The sequence below is a fragment of the Draconibacterium sediminis genome (assembly GCF_000949475.1).
In the GTDB taxonomy this organism is placed as follows: Bacteria; Bacteroidota; Bacteroidia; order Bacteroidales; family Prolixibacteraceae; genus Draconibacterium; species Draconibacterium sediminis.
The window spans coordinates 1359688-1380749 of the sequence record NZ_JRHC01000001.1 but is presented as its reverse complement, the minus strand read 5'-3'; the positions used below and the strand labels follow the sequence as shown (position 1 = coordinate 1380749).

The 21062-nt window shown below is 38.9% G+C and carries 15 protein-coding genes; all 15 read right to left on the bottom strand.

The genetic code is table 11. The features are described from left to right. Positions 1-20: 20 nt before the first annotated feature. Positions 21-2882, bottom strand: coding sequence for a glycoside hydrolase family 38 N-terminal domain-containing protein (locus LH29_RS05680; RefSeq protein ID WP_045026628.1), 2862 nt, complete (start codon positions 2880-2882; stop codon positions 21-23). 8 nt (positions 2883-2890) lie between these two features. Continuing rightward, entirely contained in the window at positions 2891-4285 is a 1395-nt protein-coding gene (locus LH29_RS05675; RefSeq protein ID WP_157493578.1) for a hypothetical protein, read from the bottom strand. A 234-nt stretch (positions 4286-4519) separates the two neighbouring features. Further along, positions 4520-6013, bottom strand: a complete 1494-nt coding sequence (locus LH29_RS05670) for a RagB/SusD family nutrient uptake outer membrane protein (protein WP_045026623.1) — start codon at positions 6011-6013, stop codon at positions 4520-4522. A gap of 11 nt (positions 6014-6024) precedes the next feature. Further along, the gene (locus LH29_RS05665; RefSeq protein ID WP_052670621.1) at positions 6025-9132 is read right to left on the bottom strand and encodes a SusC/RagA family TonB-linked outer membrane protein; all 3108 of its coding nucleotides are present in this window, start codon (positions 9130-9132) and stop codon (positions 6025-6027) included. Between the two features lie 181 nt (positions 9133-9313). Beyond that, entirely contained in the window at positions 9314-10336 is a 1023-nt protein-coding gene (locus LH29_RS05660; RefSeq protein ID WP_045026621.1) for a LacI family DNA-binding transcriptional regulator, read from the bottom strand. Between the two features lie 289 nt (positions 10337-10625). After that, complete coding sequence (locus LH29_RS05655; protein WP_045026619.1) at positions 10626-11528, bottom strand: relaxase/mobilization nuclease domain-containing protein; 903 nt, start codon at positions 11526-11528, stop codon at positions 10626-10628. A gap of 9 nt (positions 11529-11537) precedes the next feature. Continuing rightward, entirely contained in the window at positions 11538-11906 is a 369-nt protein-coding gene (locus LH29_RS05650) for a plasmid mobilization protein (RefSeq protein ID WP_045026616.1), read from the bottom strand. 216 nt (positions 11907-12122) lie between these two features. Further along, positions 12123-12848, bottom strand: coding sequence for a hypothetical protein (locus tag LH29_RS05645; RefSeq protein WP_157493577.1), 726 nt, complete (start codon positions 12846-12848; stop codon positions 12123-12125). Next, positions 12802-13206: a hypothetical protein gene (locus tag LH29_RS05640; RefSeq protein ID WP_052670620.1), complete on the bottom strand. Its 405-nt coding sequence runs from the start codon at positions 13204-13206 to the stop codon at positions 12802-12804. Before LH29_RS05640 ends, LH29_RS05645 begins: the two co-directional genes overlap by 47 nt. Then, the gene (locus LH29_RS05635; protein WP_045026610.1) at positions 13206-13556 is read right to left on the bottom strand and encodes a helix-turn-helix domain-containing protein; all 351 of its coding nucleotides are present in this window, start codon (positions 13554-13556) and stop codon (positions 13206-13208) included. Before LH29_RS05635 ends, LH29_RS05640 begins: the two co-directional genes overlap by 1 nt. A gap of 111 nt (positions 13557-13667) precedes the next feature. Beyond that, positions 13668-14345 carry a hypothetical protein gene (locus LH29_RS05630; protein ID WP_045026607.1) on the bottom strand — a complete coding sequence of 226 codons (678 nt, stop codon included), beginning with the start codon at positions 14343-14345 and terminating at the stop codon, positions 13668-13670. 1002 nt (positions 14346-15347) lie between these two features. Next, positions 15348-16607, bottom strand: coding sequence for a site-specific integrase (locus tag LH29_RS05625; RefSeq protein ID WP_045026604.1), 1260 nt, complete (start codon positions 16605-16607; stop codon positions 15348-15350). Positions 16608-16618: 11 nt separating this feature from the next. After that, positions 16619-17188: a helix-turn-helix domain-containing protein gene (locus tag LH29_RS05620; RefSeq protein WP_045026601.1), complete on the bottom strand. Its 570-nt coding sequence runs from the start codon at positions 17186-17188 to the stop codon at positions 16619-16621. 242 nt (positions 17189-17430) lie between these two features. Further along, the gene (gene dnaK, locus LH29_RS05615) at positions 17431-19344 is read right to left on the bottom strand and encodes a molecular chaperone DnaK (protein ID WP_045026598.1); all 1914 of its coding nucleotides are present in this window, start codon (positions 19342-19344) and stop codon (positions 17431-17433) included. 244 nt (positions 19345-19588) lie between these two features. Continuing rightward, on the bottom strand, positions 19589-20980 hold the full coding sequence (locus LH29_RS05610) for a hypothetical protein (RefSeq protein ID WP_045026596.1): 1392 nt from the start codon (positions 20978-20980) through the stop codon (positions 19589-19591). Between the last annotated feature and the right edge of the window lie 82 nt (positions 20981-21062).

The following is a 21062-nucleotide window of genomic DNA, read 5'->3' as shown; positions in this document are numbered from 1 at the left end:
TTTATTGGTTTATCTAAGTTCTACTTCATTCTATACGTTTCAACTGAATGTCCTTTTAAGTTTAATTTTATTTCCTTTCCAGCCTGTTTCATGTCTATGGGGTTCTCCTCAATCATATCGGTTTTTAAGGTTTCCTTAACAGCTTCAAACAGGTTCAGTTCTACAGCCTTTGTTTTTCCTTCTGCTTCCAACAAGCGGATCACCATGTCGTTATCGTCTTCTGCTTTCTTGATGGTTGTTATCACTGCAAACGGATTTGAAGTGCTCACAAAGCTTTTCTCAGCAGGAAGCTCCCCTTTTTGTTTGCCCGATTTTAAAAGCGCATGCAGCGGGTGGTTGGCAGCTATCCCGAATTGGAAACCGTTTTTCCATCCTTCTTCGTGCGATTTAATGGAGAATTTAAACGAATGTGCCCCTTTCTGATGGTAATAAGGCCCTTCTCCATGGCAACTTTTGTGCGTTGAAAGCAACACAGAATTGATTACAGGATAAGGTGCCGAGTTCATGCTCGGATCGACATAATCAGCCGTTACCACATTAGTTGACATGGTAAATCCAAAACCACTGCCATTGGCGGTCATGAAGTTCTGAATCTCACGTGGGTTAATTTCTTCTGACTTTTGGCGATAAGTGCCTCCCCAGGCTGAACCGCCAGGACGCATTTGCAACTCGTCTTTGCCAACATGCACCATTCCCATGGGTACATCGTACGATATTTGAGCATTTTCTTCCATGTTCAGCGGGAACATCACCCGAATCTGGCGGTTGTGTTCGCCCGGCCAATCAGGAATATCGTATTCCAAATCGATTTGTTTTTTCTGGTGATAAACCGTGATATACTGCTTTACTGAGAAGTTCGTCATTTTGTATTCCGATTGGAATTTGGAATACACGACGCCGGATTCCACTAAACTCCAGCTGCTTTCTTTTTCGTGGGCACGTTCCATACCGCCATAATTGGGTGCGGTAATAATTACAAACTCGCCTGCCCCGTTTCCGCTGTATCCCATATGGAACAAATCGCCTGCAGCCATGGTAGCTGTGTTGAACACTTCCTTATTCAGGCTTTTATCGAACAAGCTGGTGATGCCACCTTTGCCAAGGCTCATGGTATAAAACTGGTTGTCGCAATAGTTTGTAGCAACGGTTATGGCAGGAGTTTGTCGCTTGCCTTTCTTGATACTAAAAGTTTTGTAACCGATGGAAGGTATCTCATCGATGTTGAAAACCAATTCCTTTTTGCCTTCGGATTGAACCAGTTGGGTGGGAACTTCTTTCCCGTTGTTGTCAACCACAACCCATTCGTTTCCTTTCAGGTGTGAGATATCTGTACTTGCAAAGCCATCTCTGTTCCATGAAAGGTCGTTAAAAACAACAATGTTTTGTGATTCTGACAAATCAATTTTATCCGAAATACTGTTCAGCGACTCGTTGAGCAGTTTTTTACCTATTTCGTTTCCGGTTTCCAGTGCTGCGCGAAAGATACTGTCGGTTATCTCGCCATGCTTTCCGCCCCAGCCATGATCGGGGAATATGGCATTAAACCAGGCCTTGTCGAGTTCGTCTTGAGGGTATTTTGAAAAATCGTCTTCCAGCTGACAATTGATAGTATTGAAAATTTCAGCAGAAGGAATGTTTACTGCGGCTTCTTTTTTGGCTTTGGCAGCCTGGTAATGCGCTGCACCGTGAATGTACAACCACAGGTTAGGTCGCTCGCCGTAAATGGAATCGATTTTTGCTTCGGGAACATTTACTTCTTGCAAAAATTCCAATGCCGTTGAATGGTGAATTTCAGGCATATTGATGCCTGCTGTTTTGGCTATTTCGTTCCAGTCTTCAATTACCTCTTTGTAATATTTAGGGCCTCCGGCATCGGCGCTCATTACTGCTCCGTAGTGTGCCGGGATGTTTCGTTCTCGGTAATAACTGTTCCAGCTTTTCAGTATTTTGGCCATTTCGTGAATAGCAGTAATCGCATCGGCATCGAATATTTTTTCGTGGTAATGATACCAGCCATAGTTGCCCGGGCTGTATGTGAATATGCTTGAACCATCAGGACTGTACCAGTTGTAAAATCCTTCTTTCATTCGCGAAACAAACAAATAATCGATGCCCGATTTCTTGAACAACTGAGGCACCTGAATAGAACGGCCAGGAACATCAACATTGTAGGCCACAACGGCATCCATGCCCGGCAGATTCTTTTTAATCCAGCGGCGGCCAAGATACGACTGACGAACCAGCTGCTCACCCGATTCAAATCCTTCGTATGGCTGGGTAAATGTGGCTCCCCACTCAAAGTTGCCCGATTGATAGGTATCGATTAAACGTTGTCGGTTTTCAGGAGAATCTTCCAACACCTCCATCAAATTAAGCGTTTGCTCCATCTCGAATTTAAAAGAAGGTACGCTGTCCATAAGATCCAAGGCTGGCAAAACAATTTTATGCACCCGTTCGTCACGGCAATAATCGGGGGTATTCATCCAGGCAATGTCCTGATGCGACGAAACAATCAGATGAACTTTTCCTCCGGTAAAGTAATCCCAGTCGGCCGGAATCAGCGGCTCGAAATACTGCTTCTGTACCTCTTTTTCACTTTTTGAAATCTCCAGAAATCCTGGATCGCCAATCAATGGGAGTTCAATTTCCCAGTCGCCATTTTCCAGTTTTACAACTGAAAGAATTTCGTTATTAAAACTCAGTTTCATTTCCTCTGTCCAGCAATCCTCAGTAACTATAGCCGAAACCCAGTACCTTCCATTTGTTAATTCATATTTGTAGGGTTTATCATAGCTAAAGTTTAACATCTTTTCTTTTGGCTTCGCAAATACCAAATTAAACAGTAGCCCAACGGCGATCAATAACAATACTATTTTTTTCATATCAATGCTTATTTAATTGTTTTTATGGCAGCTCCAATCATATCTAAACCAATAGCCTGACAAACGCCATACTTATTCTTTTCTATCATTTTATCCAGGTTCCATTTATACACATTGTCTGCAATTCCCCATAATTCCTGGAACTGCTCCACATACAACATATCGTTTTCTTCGCTGGTAAATTCGGGTTGAAATTGGTTGTTGTTATTATCTCTGGTTTCCCAAATAGCCTTTACTGTTTGTTCAACTTCATTATCAAGCTTGACTCCCAAAAGCGCTTTTTCTTCGGCACTACCCAGATAGCGCATCATTATTCCGCGACCTGCCACATAATCGCGTCCATGTTCCGGTCCAAAACTCGCCAGGCAAGGCGCTTCGCGGATAATACCATCCACATTGGCAACCAAGGCGTTTTTAACACCGCTACCTATTTGCTGAATTATATTCAAGGCTTGATTTTTAAATTCATCAGCCTTGAATGCTGTGTCCGGATTGTTCTTTTTCACATGAAGTTCAAGGTCGTTTTTCACGGCAATCATATCGGTTAGGGCAGCTACAAGCATTCCCTGATCACCAGACCACACCCAACCTTCGGCCCAGGGCGGGTGAATTTTCTCGGTGTAGCCAGAGCCTTCAGACTCAGCCATGGGGCGCTCCTGCACCATTGCTCCTTCTTCGGTAGAAAGACTTTTCAAATACTGAAATTCTTCTAATTTAAACCATTGGCGGAACCATAACCATTGGCGGAAAGCCATATCGAGGTATTTGTCTGTATCTTGCCGTTGTTCATCTTTTGCCACCCTGTAAATTCGTGACGATAATAAAAACAGCAGCACATTAGTGACAGTGTTTTTCACACCCAAACTATTGCCCGCCGCATCGCCATTTCGACATCCGTGAGGAACAGGAAGGGCATCGTTGCTGTAATCGTAGGCCGTATTTTTTTTGTATTCCCAACACAAATCGTTTGCTAATTCCCAGTATTGATCTGCCAGTTCGGTTTCGCCCATCTTGAGTAAAAACTTACGTGCGTTTAATCCCATAAGTCCCCACCAGCCAAAATCGTCGGCCCACATATCTTCCACCTTGACCGTTCTGAAAAAAGCAAGATTCTTTTTTAGCATTTCATGAACAGCAGTTGTCATTTCTTTTACCTGTGGATGATTGGGCCAGCGTTGCTGAACAGCCTGCACAAAAACAAGGCAGGCATCGAATGTATTTCCCCTTTTCCAGAAATCATTGAAGTCCCAAACTTCCTCAAAACGCTTAAAGGCCAGAATTGACTTCGTTTTGATTTCTTCTTCCTTATTTAATGTAGAATTAGAACAAGAAAACAAAGAAACTCCACCACCGATTGACAAGCCAGTGATTCCTGTGAATTGTATAAATTTTCTTCTGTCCATGTATATAGATTTATTCTTTATCCTTTGTACCTATAGCTGTACCGTTTTAACAAAACAAATGACTTGCGTTACATGTGACTTAAAACTCCCGACTCTAAACTTTCAGCATAGCCTAAATACCTGACGACAAAATACTTATCAGCAATAAAACTCTAACAAATGAAAATAAGCAATCAGAATATGTACATTATTTTAAAAAGCCCGGCAAATGCCGGGCTCTAACTAACTCAACTATTAATCCGCCAATAAAGGATTGATTTGAACTTCTGTCATTGGAATTGGAAATGGTAAGTAACCTTCCTTTACAACCGCTCCACTAGGTAATTCAAAACCTACAATCGGTACAAAAGCATTTTGTTTTGCATCATATACCTTTTGGGTTCTAACAATATCGAAATATGTTTTATTTTCGGCTCCTAGCTCCCAATATCTTTGTTTCCACACTTCTTCTCTAAACTGATCCTGACTTAATCCAGAAACAGGAGCAAGACCTGCTCTTTCTCTAATATCATTTACCGCTTTATAGGCTGTTGCATTTGGGCTGCCATCTGACTCATTTTGTGCTTCAGCATACATCAACAAAAGATCGGCATACCTTAAAAGAGGAAAATTCTTTCCACTTCCAGGACCTGTCTGTATTATTTCTTTATCGAAAAACTTATATACTGCCCAGGGAAATTCGTAGGTAATTCCATCAATAGTATAACTATTATAAAAGAATCCCATATTGTTTCGCCCTCTTAAATCATCTGCATCAAAACTATTCAAATAATCAGCATCAGGATAAAAACCACCAAATCCTGGAAATCCTGCTTCTGTCATAACTCTGTCTTTAGGAAGAAAATATATATTCATGCTTGATTGGAAATCAGGATAATTGTAATTCAGATCCCATATATGCTCCTCTGTGTTATCATAACTAGAATTATTTAACTTATCAAACCAAGTTAAGTTTTCATCACTTTGAAACAATGAAAATGAATTACTAGTAATGACTTCCAAAGCTTTAGTTTTTGCCAAATTCATAGTAGTAGTGCTATTAACTGGATTTCCCGCCATGCTTAAATATACTTTTGCAAGAAGCGTTTTGGCGGCACCAACAGATACTCTTCCATTACCAACTGTAGTAGCATATTTTAAATTCCCTTCTGCAAAAATCAAATCGGGTACAATTACTTCCTCATAAATTGTCTTTACAGAAGTTTTTGGCAGCAAACCATCATTTGCTGGAGACGATGTATGTGTAGTTTTCATTGGAACATCACCAAAAATATTTACTAATAAATAATAATAGTAGGCTCTTAAAAATTTCGCTTCTCCAATGAGACTATTTTTATCTGCTTCATTTTTAAATGGAACGTCTATAATTTTATCGATGACTAAGTTAGCCGACTCAATTCCTTTGTAACAATTTTGCCAAAAATTAAGCGTATATGAACTTCCTGATGAATTTGTCAAATCGTAATAGAAACCTGTTTCAGGCCACTGTGATACATTGTTCCATTGCCCAGTTATCATTTCTAACATAGCACATGGTAAATCATCATAACCACTCTTATTATACGGGCTGTATAAAAAAGCATAAATTGCGTTTACTGCAGAATTCATATCTGCTTCTGTTTTATAAAAATTATCACTTGTTTGTACACTACGTGCATCTTCTACAAGAAATTCCTCGCAAGACACAGAGCTAAATAAAACAAATAATATTATTATGTATTTTTTCATTTTCTATTTTTTTAAAAGTTAATATTTAAGCCCAAAGTATATGTACGAGCCCTTGGTGTACCATAAAAAGTTTGTCCTTGTCCTGAATATCCACCTCCAAATGATGATGCTTCTGGATCGAAGTCCCTATTTTTAGCAATCAAAAAGAAATTGTCAAGATTTACATATAACTTTGCACTTTGCAGGCTTAAGAAACTAATTATATCTTTAGGCATTCTGTAAGACAAGTTTAAACTTCGTCCCCTAATAAAAGAACCATCTTCTAACCAATGGCTGTCCATATAACTTCCAAAATCAGTACTCCAAGGGTCAACATGCATTCGAATTGCCGGTACCATGGTGTTTTGATTGTCTGGAGTCCAGGCTTCTTCCAATATTGTAGCATATCCGGTTGCATACCAAGTTCTATCTTCAACGGTTAACGCAGCAACATTCTCAATTTTGTTCCCTTGTCTCACTTGAATATCAACACTCATATCCCAGTTTTTATATCTTACCGAAGTTGAAAAAGTCATGTCATACTTTCCAAACGGACTTCCTAAAAACTGCATGTCCTCCTGATCAAATTTGTAATCCTTGTTAACATCAAGTCTCTTGATATCGCCTGGCTTCTTATTATACTTAGCAGCTTCTGCAGCTTCATCAGTTCCCCAGGTTCCAATTCTTTCAACTCCAATAAATGATCCCATTGGTTTTCCAACCCGAAGAATTGTTGAAGCACCCAAGAAGCCAGAGGTAATCACATCTGCATCATTAGTACCTAATGCAAGTACTTTATTATTATTTTTTGCATATAGAACACTTGCGTTCCAATTAAAATCTTTTTTCTGAATAATATCTCCTGAAATAAATAGTTCTACCCCTTTATTTTCAACACTACCAATATTTGTTGTTACCGAAGTGTAACCCGACACAACTGATACCGGAACATTGAATAAAAGATCTTCGGTTTTCTTTGAATACCAGTCAGCCGTCAGTGATAACCTATTTTTAAACATTTTTATATCAGCACCAATATCCAATTGAGCCGTTTTCTCCCAACGCAAATCTGCATTTGGGGCTCCTCCAATTCCGGAACCTTTAATAATTTGATTGTTTAAATTAAGCGTGTAGTTTCCGATTGTACCGAGAGAAGAATACGCGCTGGGCGAATTCCCTGTTATACCATAACTACCTCTTATTTTAAAGAAAGAAACTAGGTCGGAAAGTGTTGCCCTATCAGCAAAGAAATTTTCGTTAGAAAGAATCCAGCCTAATGCACCGGAAGGGAACATTGCATATTTATTATCAGCTCCAAATACAGATGAACCATCGTATCGGGAACTAAGGGTAACCAAATACTTATCGTCGTAGACATAATTCAAACGACCAAAAAAGGAATTGGTAGAAAAAGCGCTATAGCCAGAACCTACAGATGAAGGCTGCGAACCAACACCCATATTATAATACTTATAGAAATCGGTTGTATATCCGGAACTGGATGCTGACAATGAATTGGTATATGAAGAAGACCATTGAGCCCCCAGAAGTGCTGTTAAACGATGCTCCTCGTTAATTATTTTATCGTAAGTAATCGTATTATCTGATGTCCAGGTGGAAACTCGACTGGTATTTCCATTAGCATGTCCCAGTCCATTTCCATCAATATTGGTGTGAATTCCCCAATCGTAAGCCAATCGATTACTTCTTTCATTGGTATATATCGACTTAAATGTCAACTCATCATTAAGTTTAATATCTGTATAAAGGCTTAATCTCAAATTTGAAGCTTTAACAGGAGACAATCCTAAAGAATTATTTGATTGTGCAACAGGATTATTCCCTTGTGAATAATATTGTTGTGGCTCACCATTTGCATTATATCCCCAATCCCGAAACGTTGCAAAAGTACCATCAGGAAATTGTACCGGTAAAATTGGAGGAGTCTCAATTAATGTTCTGGCAAGGTTTAATCCCCCCGTACCTGATGCACCCCTTATTTGCTGGTCAACTGACCAACCACTTAATTCGCCCCCAACAATTAACCATTTCCTCAAATTATATTCAGAATTGAATCGATAAGTGTACTTTTTTTGATAATCCATTTCGAAAAGACTTCTTTCATTATTCATTCCCAGATATATTCCTGACCTAGACTTCTCAGTTCCCTGGGTTATTGATACATGATGATAGTTCGAGATAGCAGTTCCAACAGCTTCATCCTGCCAGTCTGTATCATAAATCGGATTATTATTGGCATCAAACAAAAGGGGATAATCACTATGAAGTCGCGGCTTAATTACACTATCATATGCCCCTCTAGCCGGGTTATACTCCCACATTCTTTTAAATAACTCCATGTAACCTGCAGCATCCAGCATTTCAATCCGGCGTGCTTGTACACCAATACTAACTTTGCCATCATAGTTTATGCTAAAATCCCCCTTTTTGGCCTTTTTGGTAGTCATCAGAATAACGCCATTTGTTCCTCGCGCACCATAAATTGCTGTTGCTGAAGCATCTTTTAGGATAGAAACTGATTCAATATCTGAAGCAGAGTATCCTGACATATTTGATGTTATCACTCCGTCCACCAGAATTAATGGTGTATTTGAACCATTAATAGAAGAAAATCCCCTGATATTAAAACTAAGATCTCCTCCTGGAGTTCCGTTGTTATTGTATATGTTAAGTCCGGGAACTTTGGCAGCTAATCCTTGAAGAGGATTCGTTGTTACACGGGTTTCCAATTCACTTTTCGAAACAGTACTTATCGAACTGGTAAGGTCGGAACGTTTTACTGTACCATACCCAACAGCCACAACTTCCTCAATACCAATGGCGTCAACAGTCATTGTCACATCAATTGTGGATTGATTGTCTACAGCAATTTCCTGTGTTAGCATGCCAACAAAAGAAAACACCAACGTCGCATCTACAGGAATAGCTGCAAGAGAATACTCCCCATCAGCATTTGTAACCGTTCCCTGCGTAGTGCCTTTAACGACCACTGTTACTCCAGGCAGACTATTTCTATCCTGGTCCGTTACTGTTCCTGTAACTCTATTTTGTTGTGCCCAACTGACATTTGCAACCAGTATCACGCACACAACTACTAACAATTTTAATAGTTTTTTCATAAGTCAAATTTTGATGATTTAATTAATTTTATCCACTTCTCATTCTTAAAATAAATTTCCTTAATAATCACAGAGCCTTATTTCATAAGCAATTCATTTTTGGTTAGTACTTATTCATATTTAAAGATTTTATTTTAACTCGATTTAGCCAAACCGGTTTGGCTTTTGTTCACAAAAAAATCTATTGTGCTCCACATGATTTTCTGATAACAAGTTCAGTTTTCAATTTAAATCGTTCGTAATCTTTAACCTCTTTTCTCAAATTCTTTAAGAGAATATCAACTGCCTTATCACCAAGTTCATCAACGGGCTGAATTACAGACGTTATCGGAGGTTCTATTAAATCAAATGCACTCATTTGAGCAAAACTTATAATAGCCACATCGTATGGTACACGTATTTTCAATTTCTTCAGTTCCCGCAGACCTGCTGCGGTCAAATAATGCGTCGCGAAGACAATACCTTCAATACTGGTGGGGGAACTTACCATGGTTTTAATAGCATTGGATATTTCGACTTCAATATTTTCATAATCTAATTCCTTAATAAACCCCTCCTCGATAGAAAGCCCATGCTTTTCCATAGTTTGCGTGTAACCAAGAGCACGTTCATGTATTGCTTCCAATCCCGGTTTTAATGTAACAAAACCTATGCGTCTTCTCCCCAAAGTAATAAGCTGTTCAACAGCCGCTGAAATACCACCGATGTTATCCACACCAACATAATTGGTTTTAATATTTGGATAATGCCTATCAATAAGTACAAAGGGAAATTTATTTCTTTTAAGTCGTTTAATATCGTTCTCATTTTTTTGGGATGATGCAATAATCAGTCCATCCACTTGCCTGTCAAGCATTGATTGTATAAGTTCTGATTCTCTATCTTTACTCTCTCCTGCGCTACTAAACACAACATTGTATCCATGTAGCCTTGCTTTCCGTTCAATCCGACGGGCAATCCTCGCGTAGAAACTATCTGATATATTTGGAACAATAAGGCCAATCATATCACTCTTGCCCATGCTAAGTCCTCGCGCAAGTTGGTTTGCTTTATAGTTATGTTTCTGAGCAAATTTGATAATCTTTTCCTGAGTTTTTTTGCTAACACGTTTCTCATCTCCTCTACCGTTCAATACCAATGATATTGTACCTTTAGAGATGTTCAAGCTCTGTGAAATGTCTTGTAAAGAAACTTTTTTCATCATAATAACCAATTGCCAAACCGTTTTGGCAAATATAGATAAAAAATTTTCACAAATGCAAATATTAAGATGAAAAAAAATATTTTAATAAATTAATCGAGTTATAAAAGATAAAAAATAGAGATGACGTTTAAACCACTTATTCTACAAAAAAAATTATACGAATATAAGCTTTTGTTATCTGTTTCTTTATAGCTTACTGATCCAAATAGCAGAACTATATTATTAGTTAGATCAAATTTAATTGTTGATCAATTCACTAATGTTCAAAACATATCAAAAATCAAAGGCATCAGCGAGTAATTCCTCTATCCTTGTTCTTCACTTTATACTTCACCACTGGTTCATTTTGATGTCGGCTATTCCATTCTACCAACCGACTCAGATCTCTCGCCCACTGTGCCATCTGAAATTTATCAATCATCTGTATAGGAACTTGGATTTCCTGTTCGGCACTTTTTGCCAAATAAAACTTTGGCCTTTCCTGAAACTCGGAAAGCCTGATCGGATATCGTATCGGATTCCCTATTTCATCAGTAACAAAAACAACGTATCCCCTTCCCGATCTCCGTACTTCCACATTAAAAAGCTCCAGCGATTTATCGTAAAGTTGTTTTGTCGATATGGATTCAATCTGGTTTAGCTGATAAAATAAACTCTCCAGGTTCTGTTTCAGGTTTCTGCTACCTGCTGAAAATTTCAAATTAGATCGTGCCTGGTTTTGTTCTTTGGTGAGATCATACTTTTGTTCCAGGGATTTGATGAAACGTTGTGTTTTCTCCTTCTCATAATTGTCCTTGATCTTCTTCCCGGTTTGGCAATCAATCCGTGTGGAAACAATATGAAAGTGTGTCCGGTCCAGGTCTGAATGCTTATACACAAAGTAAGGCTGGTTTCCATAGCCCATGTGCTCCATCAGGTTTCCGATTTCGGTGCGAATTCCCTTATCTCCCATTTTTACTAAATCCGTTACTGTTGGATTCACAGAGATATGCAAACCCTTCTTTTTCACCCGTGTATTTCTATCCTCAATCTCTTTCAGAATATTCAGCCGGTCGTGTTTTGTTCCGGCAAAAGGATTTATGGTTGGCGTATTGCCGCTTTTATAAAAGTGTGCCTTCTTTTGTTCTACTTTCTTTTCGTTGTAAAACAAAGCATTTTGCGTATTACCCGACTGATGGATTACGATGACCATAGTAAAAATTTAGCGCAGGTGTTTTTGTAAAAATGCCAGGCATTGCATCATCATCTGAAAAGCCTGTCTTAGTAGGTGTCGGTCATTATCTCCAACATTGTATGTAGAAAATGAATTCATTTTCTTGGAAAGCTGGTTAAGATTCACACCAATCCTGTTCAATTCATAGTCCAGATTGTTCAACCGATCTTTTGTCTCCGGATCTAAGTGAACTTCTTTCTTAACTGATCTCCGAAATATGGCATAGCGAATATAATCACTCCGGCAGCCAAACTTTCCGGTACGCACCAAACTATCCAGTCGCTGCTTTTCCTCTTTCGTAAGAAGCAGCCGAATGATCTCGGTTCGTTTTTCGTGCTCCGGTAATATTGGTCGCATACTTTACTTTTATTTTGTTTTTTTGGGGAGGGGACTGCAAGTTGGTTTGGTAAAAACCAGGGGTTCCTGCCAGACAAGATACCGAAGGTTTTTATGGTAATAAAAACACATCTTGCAGTCCCCTCCCCCCGTAGTTATTTCTTAGTGACTTTTCGAGGTCTTCTCAGGTCGGGGAATTCCCAAATTGTATCCATGAAAAAGTCAATCCTTACTGAATTATTTTCTTCTGCTTTCTCCCTGCAGAGTGATAAAATTGAACATTGTTTTTAGCCGGTCACCGATCATTCCACCATAAAATTCATCGGAAGAAAGGGTCTTGAGTGTAAAATTTGAAGTGGCATGAGTTATGGTTCCGACATCACTTCTGAGGCTTATTAATTCGGAGATAGGCCGGCTGATATTTCCGTAATCCATAACTGTTTTTGATTCCCTTCCAAACTCATCGATGATTAAGGGTCTCTTGACAAACATTTCCATGGACTGCTCTTTTATCTGCTCCTGGAGTTGAACGGATTTAATAAACCGAAGTACCGGATAATTCAGATTCAATTTTCTGACGATATGGTTATGAAGCATGGAATAGGTTTCGAGCAAAACTGTTTTGCCACATCCGTATTTTCCCTGCAATAACAATCCCTTTGCGAGATCCCCGGTGAAAGAAGAATTGCAGGTAACGTACAAGTAAAGTTGCCTTATCACCGGTTCGTTGAATTTATCGATAACAAAATTCCGGTCCTGATTTCGTTGAGCCAGGCACGTGTTCCCGAATGCTTTTATCAGATTTTGAAATTCAGGATATTCAAAAGGAAAAATTAATCGGCGGCGGCGCATTTTTTCTTTTTCACCGGCAATTATCTTTTGGGCATCGTTAAGCAATACTTCACAGAATTTTTGCTTAGTCGAAATCACTTCCTGTGTGGACAAATCCTTTCCCTTTTCCATTCGTCTTTGTCTTAATGTTTTTGTCTTCAGTATTTATATTATAGGGTGTGCGTCTAAGGTCAGACCTAAGTGTAGACCTAGGTGTCAGAATCTGATACTTAGTTTTAACCCTAAATCCACCCCCGGGAACATAGTTTAACAAGCCCGCTTCCTTCAATTGTCCCCGGGCCGATTTCAGTACCTGCAACGAAACATTTGCATTCGCTGCCAGTCGTTTGTCGGCATATTCGATCCATTCCGACCATCGTGAACGGTTGGCCACATGAAGCAAAAAGAAATACAACCGGGTTTCATTTCCGGTAAAATTCAGCTGTTCATCCAGTCGCCAGAAGTTGTTAATCAACTCAAACAGATTCATTATCCTTTCACTTGCGAACGCTTTCTGAATCCGGCTTTTGCTTCGTTTTCAATCTCCTGCAGTGTTTTCTTTTTGCCACTGGTGATCCATTCGAGTAATTCATCCTCGAAGAAGTAGAGTTGTTTTCCGTTTTTGTAGCAGGGAATCATACGTTTGCGCACAAGCGTGTAAACAGTTGGTTTGGCTTTTTTGATGATTTTACACGCCTGGTCAATTCCGATCGGAATACGTTTTTGATTTTCAACAGGTGTCTGACCTTTTTCAACCAGAACTTTTAATTCCGCCACTTCGGTAACCAGGTGGGCTACTGCTTTGGGTAAGTTTTCAAAAGAAATTTCATTGACATCCATAACTATGTTTTTTAATCGTTATGAAGCAAATAAAGCCAGTGTTTTTTCTGTGTCGGAAAAACACAGGAGAAACACTAAAAAAACACAGGAGATGATGATTTTTATTTGTGCTTATTCTTCGGAAAGATCTTTCCTGATTTGAATTATACCTCTCTGCTCATCGTCTTTCAAATGCCGTTTGATGGTTTCTGTTTCCACATTACCAAGAATCGAGGGAAAGACTTTTTTAAGAAAGGCGGCCATTTGCAGCTGATTACCGTTTCTGAAATGGTTCCAGATATTCCAGCCAAAATGATAAAGGTCGATGCTGCTTAATTCTTTTACTTCTACCGGTAGTATTTCACTAGTCGGCTTCTTTTCTGCATAGGATGTTATGTTCCGGGAAAGCAGAACTAAATCCTTTTCGGAGGTATAGGCTGCGAAAACGGTTTGTGTGTATTGAACTGCGATGGCAATCTTATTATTTTCCTGATCTGTGATCAACTGTATTTGTTCGATCCTGATTTTATTGACCCTGGCCGTATCATTAGCTTTTTCATTGGACTCTTTTAACTGTTTCTTTTTAGGGAAGAATCTTTTCTTTATAATTGTAAAGAGGTCCTTTATAAAAATAGAAAGCAGACCATAAACCAGTACTCCAAACAAAGTAACGGCCAGAAAAACAATATTAGCCGTGAACTCATCTGCTCCAACACCGATTACAAACATTCTTGCAACAACACCCAGAATGATACACGCCAGTAATACGGATAAATAAATAACGATATTTTCAAAATATTTGGAGTGCATCTCTTTCTCAGCTTACTTTTAAATGCAGAGCTACAAACTTCTGTAATTCCGTGGTTTTTATTGAATCTAATTAATGATATGTGTTTCTAACTATTGCAAGGTAACAAATGAAAATTGAATCCAAAAGATGTATATGCATTTTGAGTGTTGTTACTCAACCCAATAAATAATACCTGTGAAACAAAAAATCTGAATTGATTTTATTTGAACAAATAAAACATTCCTCAAAAGAAACGAAAAAAGGGAAAAAAAGAAAAGAAAGCCGGATAGTTGACGGCCGTGGATAAAATGCAGGATTGCCACGGATACCTGTGAAAATATTAGAGCTACCTACAAAATGACTAATCCGGGGCATTCATCTTGATCTTGCATTTTTCCAAGCGTGGGATTTGTGGGGAGGCCGGCGATCTTGGTTTTCTTTTTTGTTTTTCCACCTGTAAGGTCATTAAAACCTGTAAGGTCGTATATGTGGGCGGCTAAGGGAAAGTGCAGGACTGTAGTGAAACGAAAGGATGGCTCTTTTATGTGCGGTGCCTGAAGGCGCTTTTCGCTGTAACGGCGGAAAAAGCGACCATTCTCCGTGAGTGAGCGAACGGGATCAGGGAGTATTAGAGTCGGTCAGGGGAAATGGCTGCGGCACAGGAAGAAACAGATCATTTGTAACGATAATTCATTTACTACAATTCTTCCGGTATTACTTCCGGTATCAGTACCTGTCGCACTACCTATATAACTACTTGTATCAGATTTGATACAGGTAACTTTTCATACGTGATTCAGAATGGACTAATATTCACTTCCAGAAATTTAGCATGTCCCACTTTAAATTTATCATTTATTGAGTAGCCCTACTACTCATTATCGATATTTAATAAAGTTCTTGTATTGTTATTTCGCTTTTCTTCTTTGAAAACCACTCAGAGCATAACCCCTATAGCATGAATCAAAAATTGATTATCTGAAAAGTGTTCTAAAATTTTAATAATATGAAACATCGAAAGACTATTCACCTATGTTTTTGATGTCATCCAATTTTATAGCGTGTGCTGCTTTGTTTTTCTTCTCGTCCACCACTTTTGCATAAATCTGAGTGGTTTTTACATTTGTATGTCCAAGCATTTTACTAACCGTATAGATATCTGTACCGCTTGATAATTGCAGGGTTGCAAATGTATGTCTGAAATTATGAAATGTGATCTTCTTTTTGATACCTGCAGCTTCAATCCAATTTTTTAATGGCCGCGAAATCCATGCCGGCCCCGGCAAATCTTCAAAGACCAATTGCTCTGGCGTTCCTACTTCCCCACAAAGCTGCAAGGCTTGTTCTGAAATTGGAGTATACTCAAATCCTTTGGTTTTCTGTTGTGTAAATTGCAAACGCGCTTGATTTCCATCAACAATAATTTCATTCCATTTTAGTTGCTGAATATCAATAAGCCTCAATCCTGATAGAGCAGAGAAAAGCGCAGCTCTTTTAAGAACATCCCGCTCACAGGGAGTAGCTACAAGTCTATTTAGTTCCTCTACGGTTAGGTATTCCCTACGAGATTCCTGCCACTGAATCCCTTTTATCTTAGCTGATAAATCACTCGCCAGATAACCATCAATAAAGGCCTGTTTGAGCGCTGCCTTAAAAACAGAAAAGTAGGTGGATGCGGAATTATGGGATAGCTTACCACCTTTGTTGCCCCCTCGTGGTGCTGACAAAAGAAAAAGTCTGAAATCTTCTGCCAGACGTATATCTAATTCAGAAAATAAAAGTGTATCTCCTGCAAATAGTTTTAGGAACTCAATGGAACGCTCCCAATTTATCAAAATGGATTTCGAGCTGTTTGAATGACGTTTATAGGATACTTTGGTAAAGTAATCGATAAAATTCTGCTGTAATCGCTCCTTTTGCTCGGCCTGAGCGCTTTCCGTATCACTGTATAGATCAGAATGATCATATTCAAGTTGTCGGAGTTTACGAACGCCATCTGCATATAACATGCTTTCATGGTCAACTTCACTCTTACAAATAATTATTCCATTATCATCACGCTTAGGTTTGTAGGTCTTTATTCCTTTTGTGTTCATTCGGACATTCCCCTTTTTATTCCATAACACTGAAGTTACACTTCTATTCAGATATTCCCGAATACGTTTAGGCGTTTTCCTTCCTGGAACAAATACGGGATAACTCTCTAAATAAATGTACCACTCATTTCTATTTTCAGCCTTGCGAAGCCTAACGGTTACTTTAGTTTTGGATAATTGTTTCATGGGGTATTAGTTTATTTTTTTGAAAATAGCTCTTCAATTTGCTCTTTGGGTACATATACGTATTTCCCAATCTGCCTTCGGGGAATGCTGTATTTACGGATCGTTTTGTTTACGGTCGAAGGAGATATTCCAAACTTTTCTGATACTTCGGCAATATTATAACACTCACTTTTATCGTATTGCATTCGAACAGGCCTTTCTTCAGGATCTTCAGGTAAGTCTACGGCTGTAAACATTGCCTCTATATGTACTCGACTAACTCTAGTTAATCGTTGTCCTAAATTATAAGCTGGAATTTTCCCTGCTTTAATAAGTCGACGAATAGTATCTTTTGATATACCAAAAAGAACTGTAGCTTCTGAAACCGAAATAAATGGCCGAGTTTGGATCTCAGCTATCTTATTTATCGATTCTTCCAACAATGTTTGCTTTTCTATTGCCTCCTTGGCTCGTCTTCTTTTTACTCTTCCTGATTTATCAACACAATAAGGGCTACAAAATCGAGTTGCTACGGTTTTGGCTTCAAATGGCTTTCCACACTGCTCACATATCTTGGGTATTTTAAGTTTACTTTTTGCCATATATTTTATCAATTATCACTACACCAAGCTAAAAAAGCATAAATAAGACCTATTTAGACCTAATATGACTGTTTAAGGCGCACATCAACGTCAAATAGCGCGCGGTACAAATACGGTACAAATATATGCTAAAAACATATGAAAAACAAGTTAACTAAATCAAATCACTACAAACAAAAAACGCAGTAAGTCAGAAACTTACTGCGTTTTACTAATTATTGATTATCCTTAATAATCGTGCCCTATTTGACTTCTTCAAAATCAACGTCGGTTACTTCTCCGTCGTCTTTTGGTTGATCTTGTGGACCGGCTTGCTGACCGGCATCAGGACCTGGCTGAGCACCACCCTGTGCTTGCGAAGCGTTGTACATCTCCTGCGAAGCAGCCTGGAATACAGTGTTCAACTCGTTCATTGCAGCTTCAATTGCAGCCAAATCTTTTGAAGCGTGTGCTTCTTTCAGCTTTTTCAATGCATCTTCAATCGGACCTTTTTTGTCAGCAGGCAATTTGTCACCGTATTCTTTCAACTGCTTCTCAGTCTGGAAGATCAAACTGTCAGCCTGGTTGATTTTGTCAGCGGTTTCTTTTGCTTTTTTATCGGCTTCAGCATTTGCTTCTGCTTCCGATTTCATGCGGTTGATCTCATCATCCGAAAGACCTGAAGAAGCCTCGATACGGATTGATTGTGATTTACCTGTTGCTTTATCTTTTGCGTGTACGTGCAGAATACCGTTTGCATCGATATCGAAAGTTACCTCGATTTGTGGGATACCACGTGGTGAAGGAGGAATTCCGTCTAAGTGGAAACGACCGATAGTTTTGTTACCCGATGCAATTGGACGCTCGCCTTGCAGAACATGAATTTCTACGGAAGGCTGATTGTCGGCAGCGGTTGTAAATGTTTCCGATTTTTTAGTCGGAATAGTTGTATTCGACTCGATCAACTTGGTCATTACACCACCCATGGTTTCAATACCTAATGAAAGCGGAGTTACGTCAAGCAGAAGAACGTCTTTTACTTCACCGGTTAAAACACCTCCCTGAATAGCTGCACCAATTGCAACCACCTCGTCAGGGTTTACACCTTTTGAAGCTTCTTTACCAAAGAACTCTTTTACTTTATCCTGGATGGCAGGAATACGTGTTGATCCTCCTACAAGGATTACCTCATCGATATCGCTTGCTGTCATTCCTGCATTTTTCAATGCCTTACGACAAGGTTCAATTGTAGCGTTGATCAACGAATCGGCCAACTGCTCGAATTTTGCACGCGACAAGGTTTTCACCAGGTGTTTTGGAATACCGTTAACCGGCATAATGTATGGCAGGTTGATCTCGGTTTGAGAAGAACTCGACAACTCGATTTTTGCTTTCTCAGCAGCTTCTTTCAAACGTTGCAATGCCATCGGGTCTTTACGCAGGTCTATGCCTTCTTCGCTGTTAAACTCGTCGGCCAACCAGTCAATTATTACCTGGTCGAAATCGTCACCACCAAGGTGCGTATCACCGTCGGTTGATTTAACTTCGAAAACGCCGTCACCCAACTCCAGAATAGAAATATCGAAAGTACCACCACCAAGGTCGAATACTGCGATTTTCATGTCTCTGTCCATCTTGTCCAAACCGTAAGCCAACGATGCAGCAGTAGGTTCGTTAATGATACGACGTACTTTCAAACCGGCAATCTCACCGGCTTCTTTTGTTGCCTGACGTTGCGAATCGCTAAAGTATGCAGGAACAGTTACTACTGCTTCTGTTACTTCCTGTCCAAGGTAATCTTCAGCTGTTTTCTTCATTTTCTGAAGTGTCATTGCCGAGATTTCCTGTGGTGAATATTTACGGTCGTCAATTTCAACACGTGGTGTGTTGTTGTCGCCTCTCACAACTTTATAAGGTACACGGTTTACTTCTTTTGATACCTGGTCAAAAGTTTCTCCCATGAATCGTTTAATCGAGAAGATAGTTTTTGTAGGATTAGTGATTGCCTGACGTTTTGCAGGATCACCAACTTTGCGTTCTCCGTTTTCTACGAAAGCAACGATAGAAGGTGTTGTACGTTTTCCCTCGCTATTAGGGATAACTACAGGTTCGTTACCTTCCATTACAGAAACACAAGAGTTTGTGGTTCCTAAGTCAATTCCGATAATTTTTCCCATTGTTATATTTTTTAAGTTTTTATTGTTTCAAAAATTTACGTCATGAAATAATCAATGATTGTGCCATGGGAAAATCAGTGGAATGAATGTAAAATCTGACATGGTATTGCCCCGCAACAGTAAAAATCATGTCAGATGTGGTGACAAAACGACAGGAGAATAACGAATTCTGAATGACGATTAACGATTTTAGATTTAGCAGGTGACTCCTGTGTTCGGTTTAAAGTCACCTGCTGAATTGGTTTTAGAAGATGGCGTAATTAAGACTGGCACTGCTTCCGAAACGAAATTGTTTGTCATAAGATGAATCACTGTTCTGATACCAGTTATAATTGGAGTTAATTCGAAAACTAGCCCTTAACCTAGGGGAAAAATAGTAATTCAAACTTCCTGAAATGCCTGTATAAAAACTATTGCTATCATAACGATTCGTTTCTTCTTCATCATAGTCATACCTCGAATACTGACCATTCACCCCAAACGAGGCATATGTTCGTGTATTAAAGAACCAGTCGTAACCATAACTAATAATCCCTGAGAAACTATTGAAATCTGTTGACCAAGCATTAACATTTGAATCATTAAAATAGTTACTGGCATTAACATTTGCAAACAAATAACGTTGCCATTTCAATCCTATTGGTTTGTATGAACTAAGTGCCAGACCGAATTGAAGATTTTCGTTATAATCAGTATTATCATCTTCAATAGTAACGCTTGAGTTTTCGTAATCATCGGTTACAGTCTTTTCTTTAACAAAACGATAGTCTAACTGACCTACAACCACAGCCTGCAATCTCGTTCCGGAATACCTTGATTCGTGACCATACGACCACATATCGTTTAATGAGGTGAAATAACCAATATCATTATCCGAAACCAACTCCATTGTATTCAATAGCGAATCCAAACTTTCCATTTCGTAGATATGCCGTAATCGTGCATCGAAAAATCGTTGATTACGAAGTTCTGCCACCCTGTTGGCGATAACGATAAGTTCATCTTCATCCGGAAGCCGGTTTAACTTATCCTTTTTATATAAATCTTCAACTATATAAATAGCTCTCCGAGCATCACTAGTCTGCTCAATTCGTCCAAATCCACCTCCAACATTTAATCTTGGTTGAAAAGTAAGATAACGAGTCTTATACTTTTCAATTTGATTATTGTTGTAATCCAAAAAATCCTGGTCTCGATTCAAAGAGTTGCTGACGTTAAGATTTGGGGACCATAACAAAAACCACCTGTCATCATTTTTGGGATAGATACGTTTCTGGAAACCAGCGTTAAATCTAAAATTGAAATAGTCATCTTTAACTTTTTCTTTGTCTTCATACTTTTCCCGATCCAAAGTCATCGTGGTAGATAAGCTTCCCCAACCATTCGATTGAACTCTTGGCGTATTCCTGTCGAAAGAATAATCCAATCTCAAATCATTATCCAGGTCAAAATTCGAATGATCAGGTGTATCATCATTATAATGCTTCTGGTTGTTGTTATTGTAACTAAAGTTAAAATCCAACTGATGCCGCTTTATCTCCGGCAACTTATACTTCGAAAGATCAAAGTTTTCGAACTGGGCAAAAGAAAAATAACTGATAAACAGTAATGCGAAAAAAGGGTAAATTCGTTTCATTGTAATTGGTTTTTAAGATAATGTTGAGTGGTTTGCAACAACTATGCCAGTTAACAAAATACATAATATTATACAACATGAA

What these genes read in the sequence shown, in the direction of transcription:
- LH29_RS05680 (WP_045026628.1), bottom strand. Translation starts at nt 2,882, where the DNA reads ATGAAAAAAATAGTATTGTTATTGATCGCCGTTGGGCTACTGTTTAAT.
- LH29_RS05675 (WP_157493578.1), bottom strand. Translation starts at nt 4,285, where the DNA reads ATGGACAGAAGAAAATTTATACAATTCACAGGAATCACTGGCTTGTCA.
- LH29_RS05670 (WP_045026623.1), bottom strand. Translation starts at nt 6,013, where the DNA reads ATGAAAAAATACATAATAATATTATTTGTTTTATTTAGCTCTGTGTCT.
- LH29_RS05665 (WP_052670621.1), bottom strand. Translation starts at nt 9,132, where the DNA reads ATGAAAAAACTATTAAAATTGTTAGTAGTTGTGTGCGTGATACTGGTT.
- LH29_RS05660 (WP_045026621.1), bottom strand. Translation starts at nt 10,336, where the DNA reads ATGATGAAAAAAGTTTCTTTACAAGACATTTCACAGAGCTTGAACATC.
- LH29_RS05655 (WP_045026619.1), bottom strand. Translation starts at nt 11,528, where the DNA reads ATGGTCATCGTAATCCATCAGTCGGGTAATACGCAAAATGCTTTGTTT.
- LH29_RS05650 (WP_045026616.1), bottom strand. Translation starts at nt 11,906, where the DNA reads ATGCGACCAATATTACCGGAGCACGAAAAACGAACCGAGATCATTCGG.
- LH29_RS05645 (WP_157493577.1), bottom strand. Translation starts at nt 12,848, where the DNA reads ATGGAAAAGGGAAAGGATTTGTCCACACAGGAAGTGATTTCGACTAAG.
- LH29_RS05640 (WP_052670620.1), bottom strand. Translation starts at nt 13,206, where the DNA reads ATGAATCTGTTTGAGTTGATTAACAACTTCTGGCGACTGGATGAACAG.
- LH29_RS05635 (WP_045026610.1), bottom strand. Translation starts at nt 13,556, where the DNA reads ATGGATGTCAATGAAATTTCTTTTGAAAACTTACCCAAAGCAGTAGCC.
- LH29_RS05630 (WP_045026607.1), bottom strand. Translation starts at nt 14,345, where the DNA reads ATGCACTCCAAATATTTTGAAAATATCGTTATTTATTTATCCGTATTA.
- LH29_RS05625 (WP_045026604.1), bottom strand. Translation starts at nt 16,607, where the DNA reads ATGAAACAATTATCCAAAACTAAAGTAACCGTTAGGCTTCGCAAGGCT.
- LH29_RS05620 (WP_045026601.1), bottom strand. Translation starts at nt 17,188, where the DNA reads ATGGCAAAAAGTAAACTTAAAATACCCAAGATATGTGAGCAGTGTGGA.
- dnaK (WP_045026598.1), bottom strand. Translation starts at nt 19,344, where the DNA reads ATGGGAAAAATTATCGGAATTGACTTAGGAACCACAAACTCTTGTGTT.
- LH29_RS05610 (WP_045026596.1), bottom strand. Translation starts at nt 20,980, where the DNA reads ATGAAACGAATTTACCCTTTTTTCGCATTACTGTTTATCAGTTATTTT.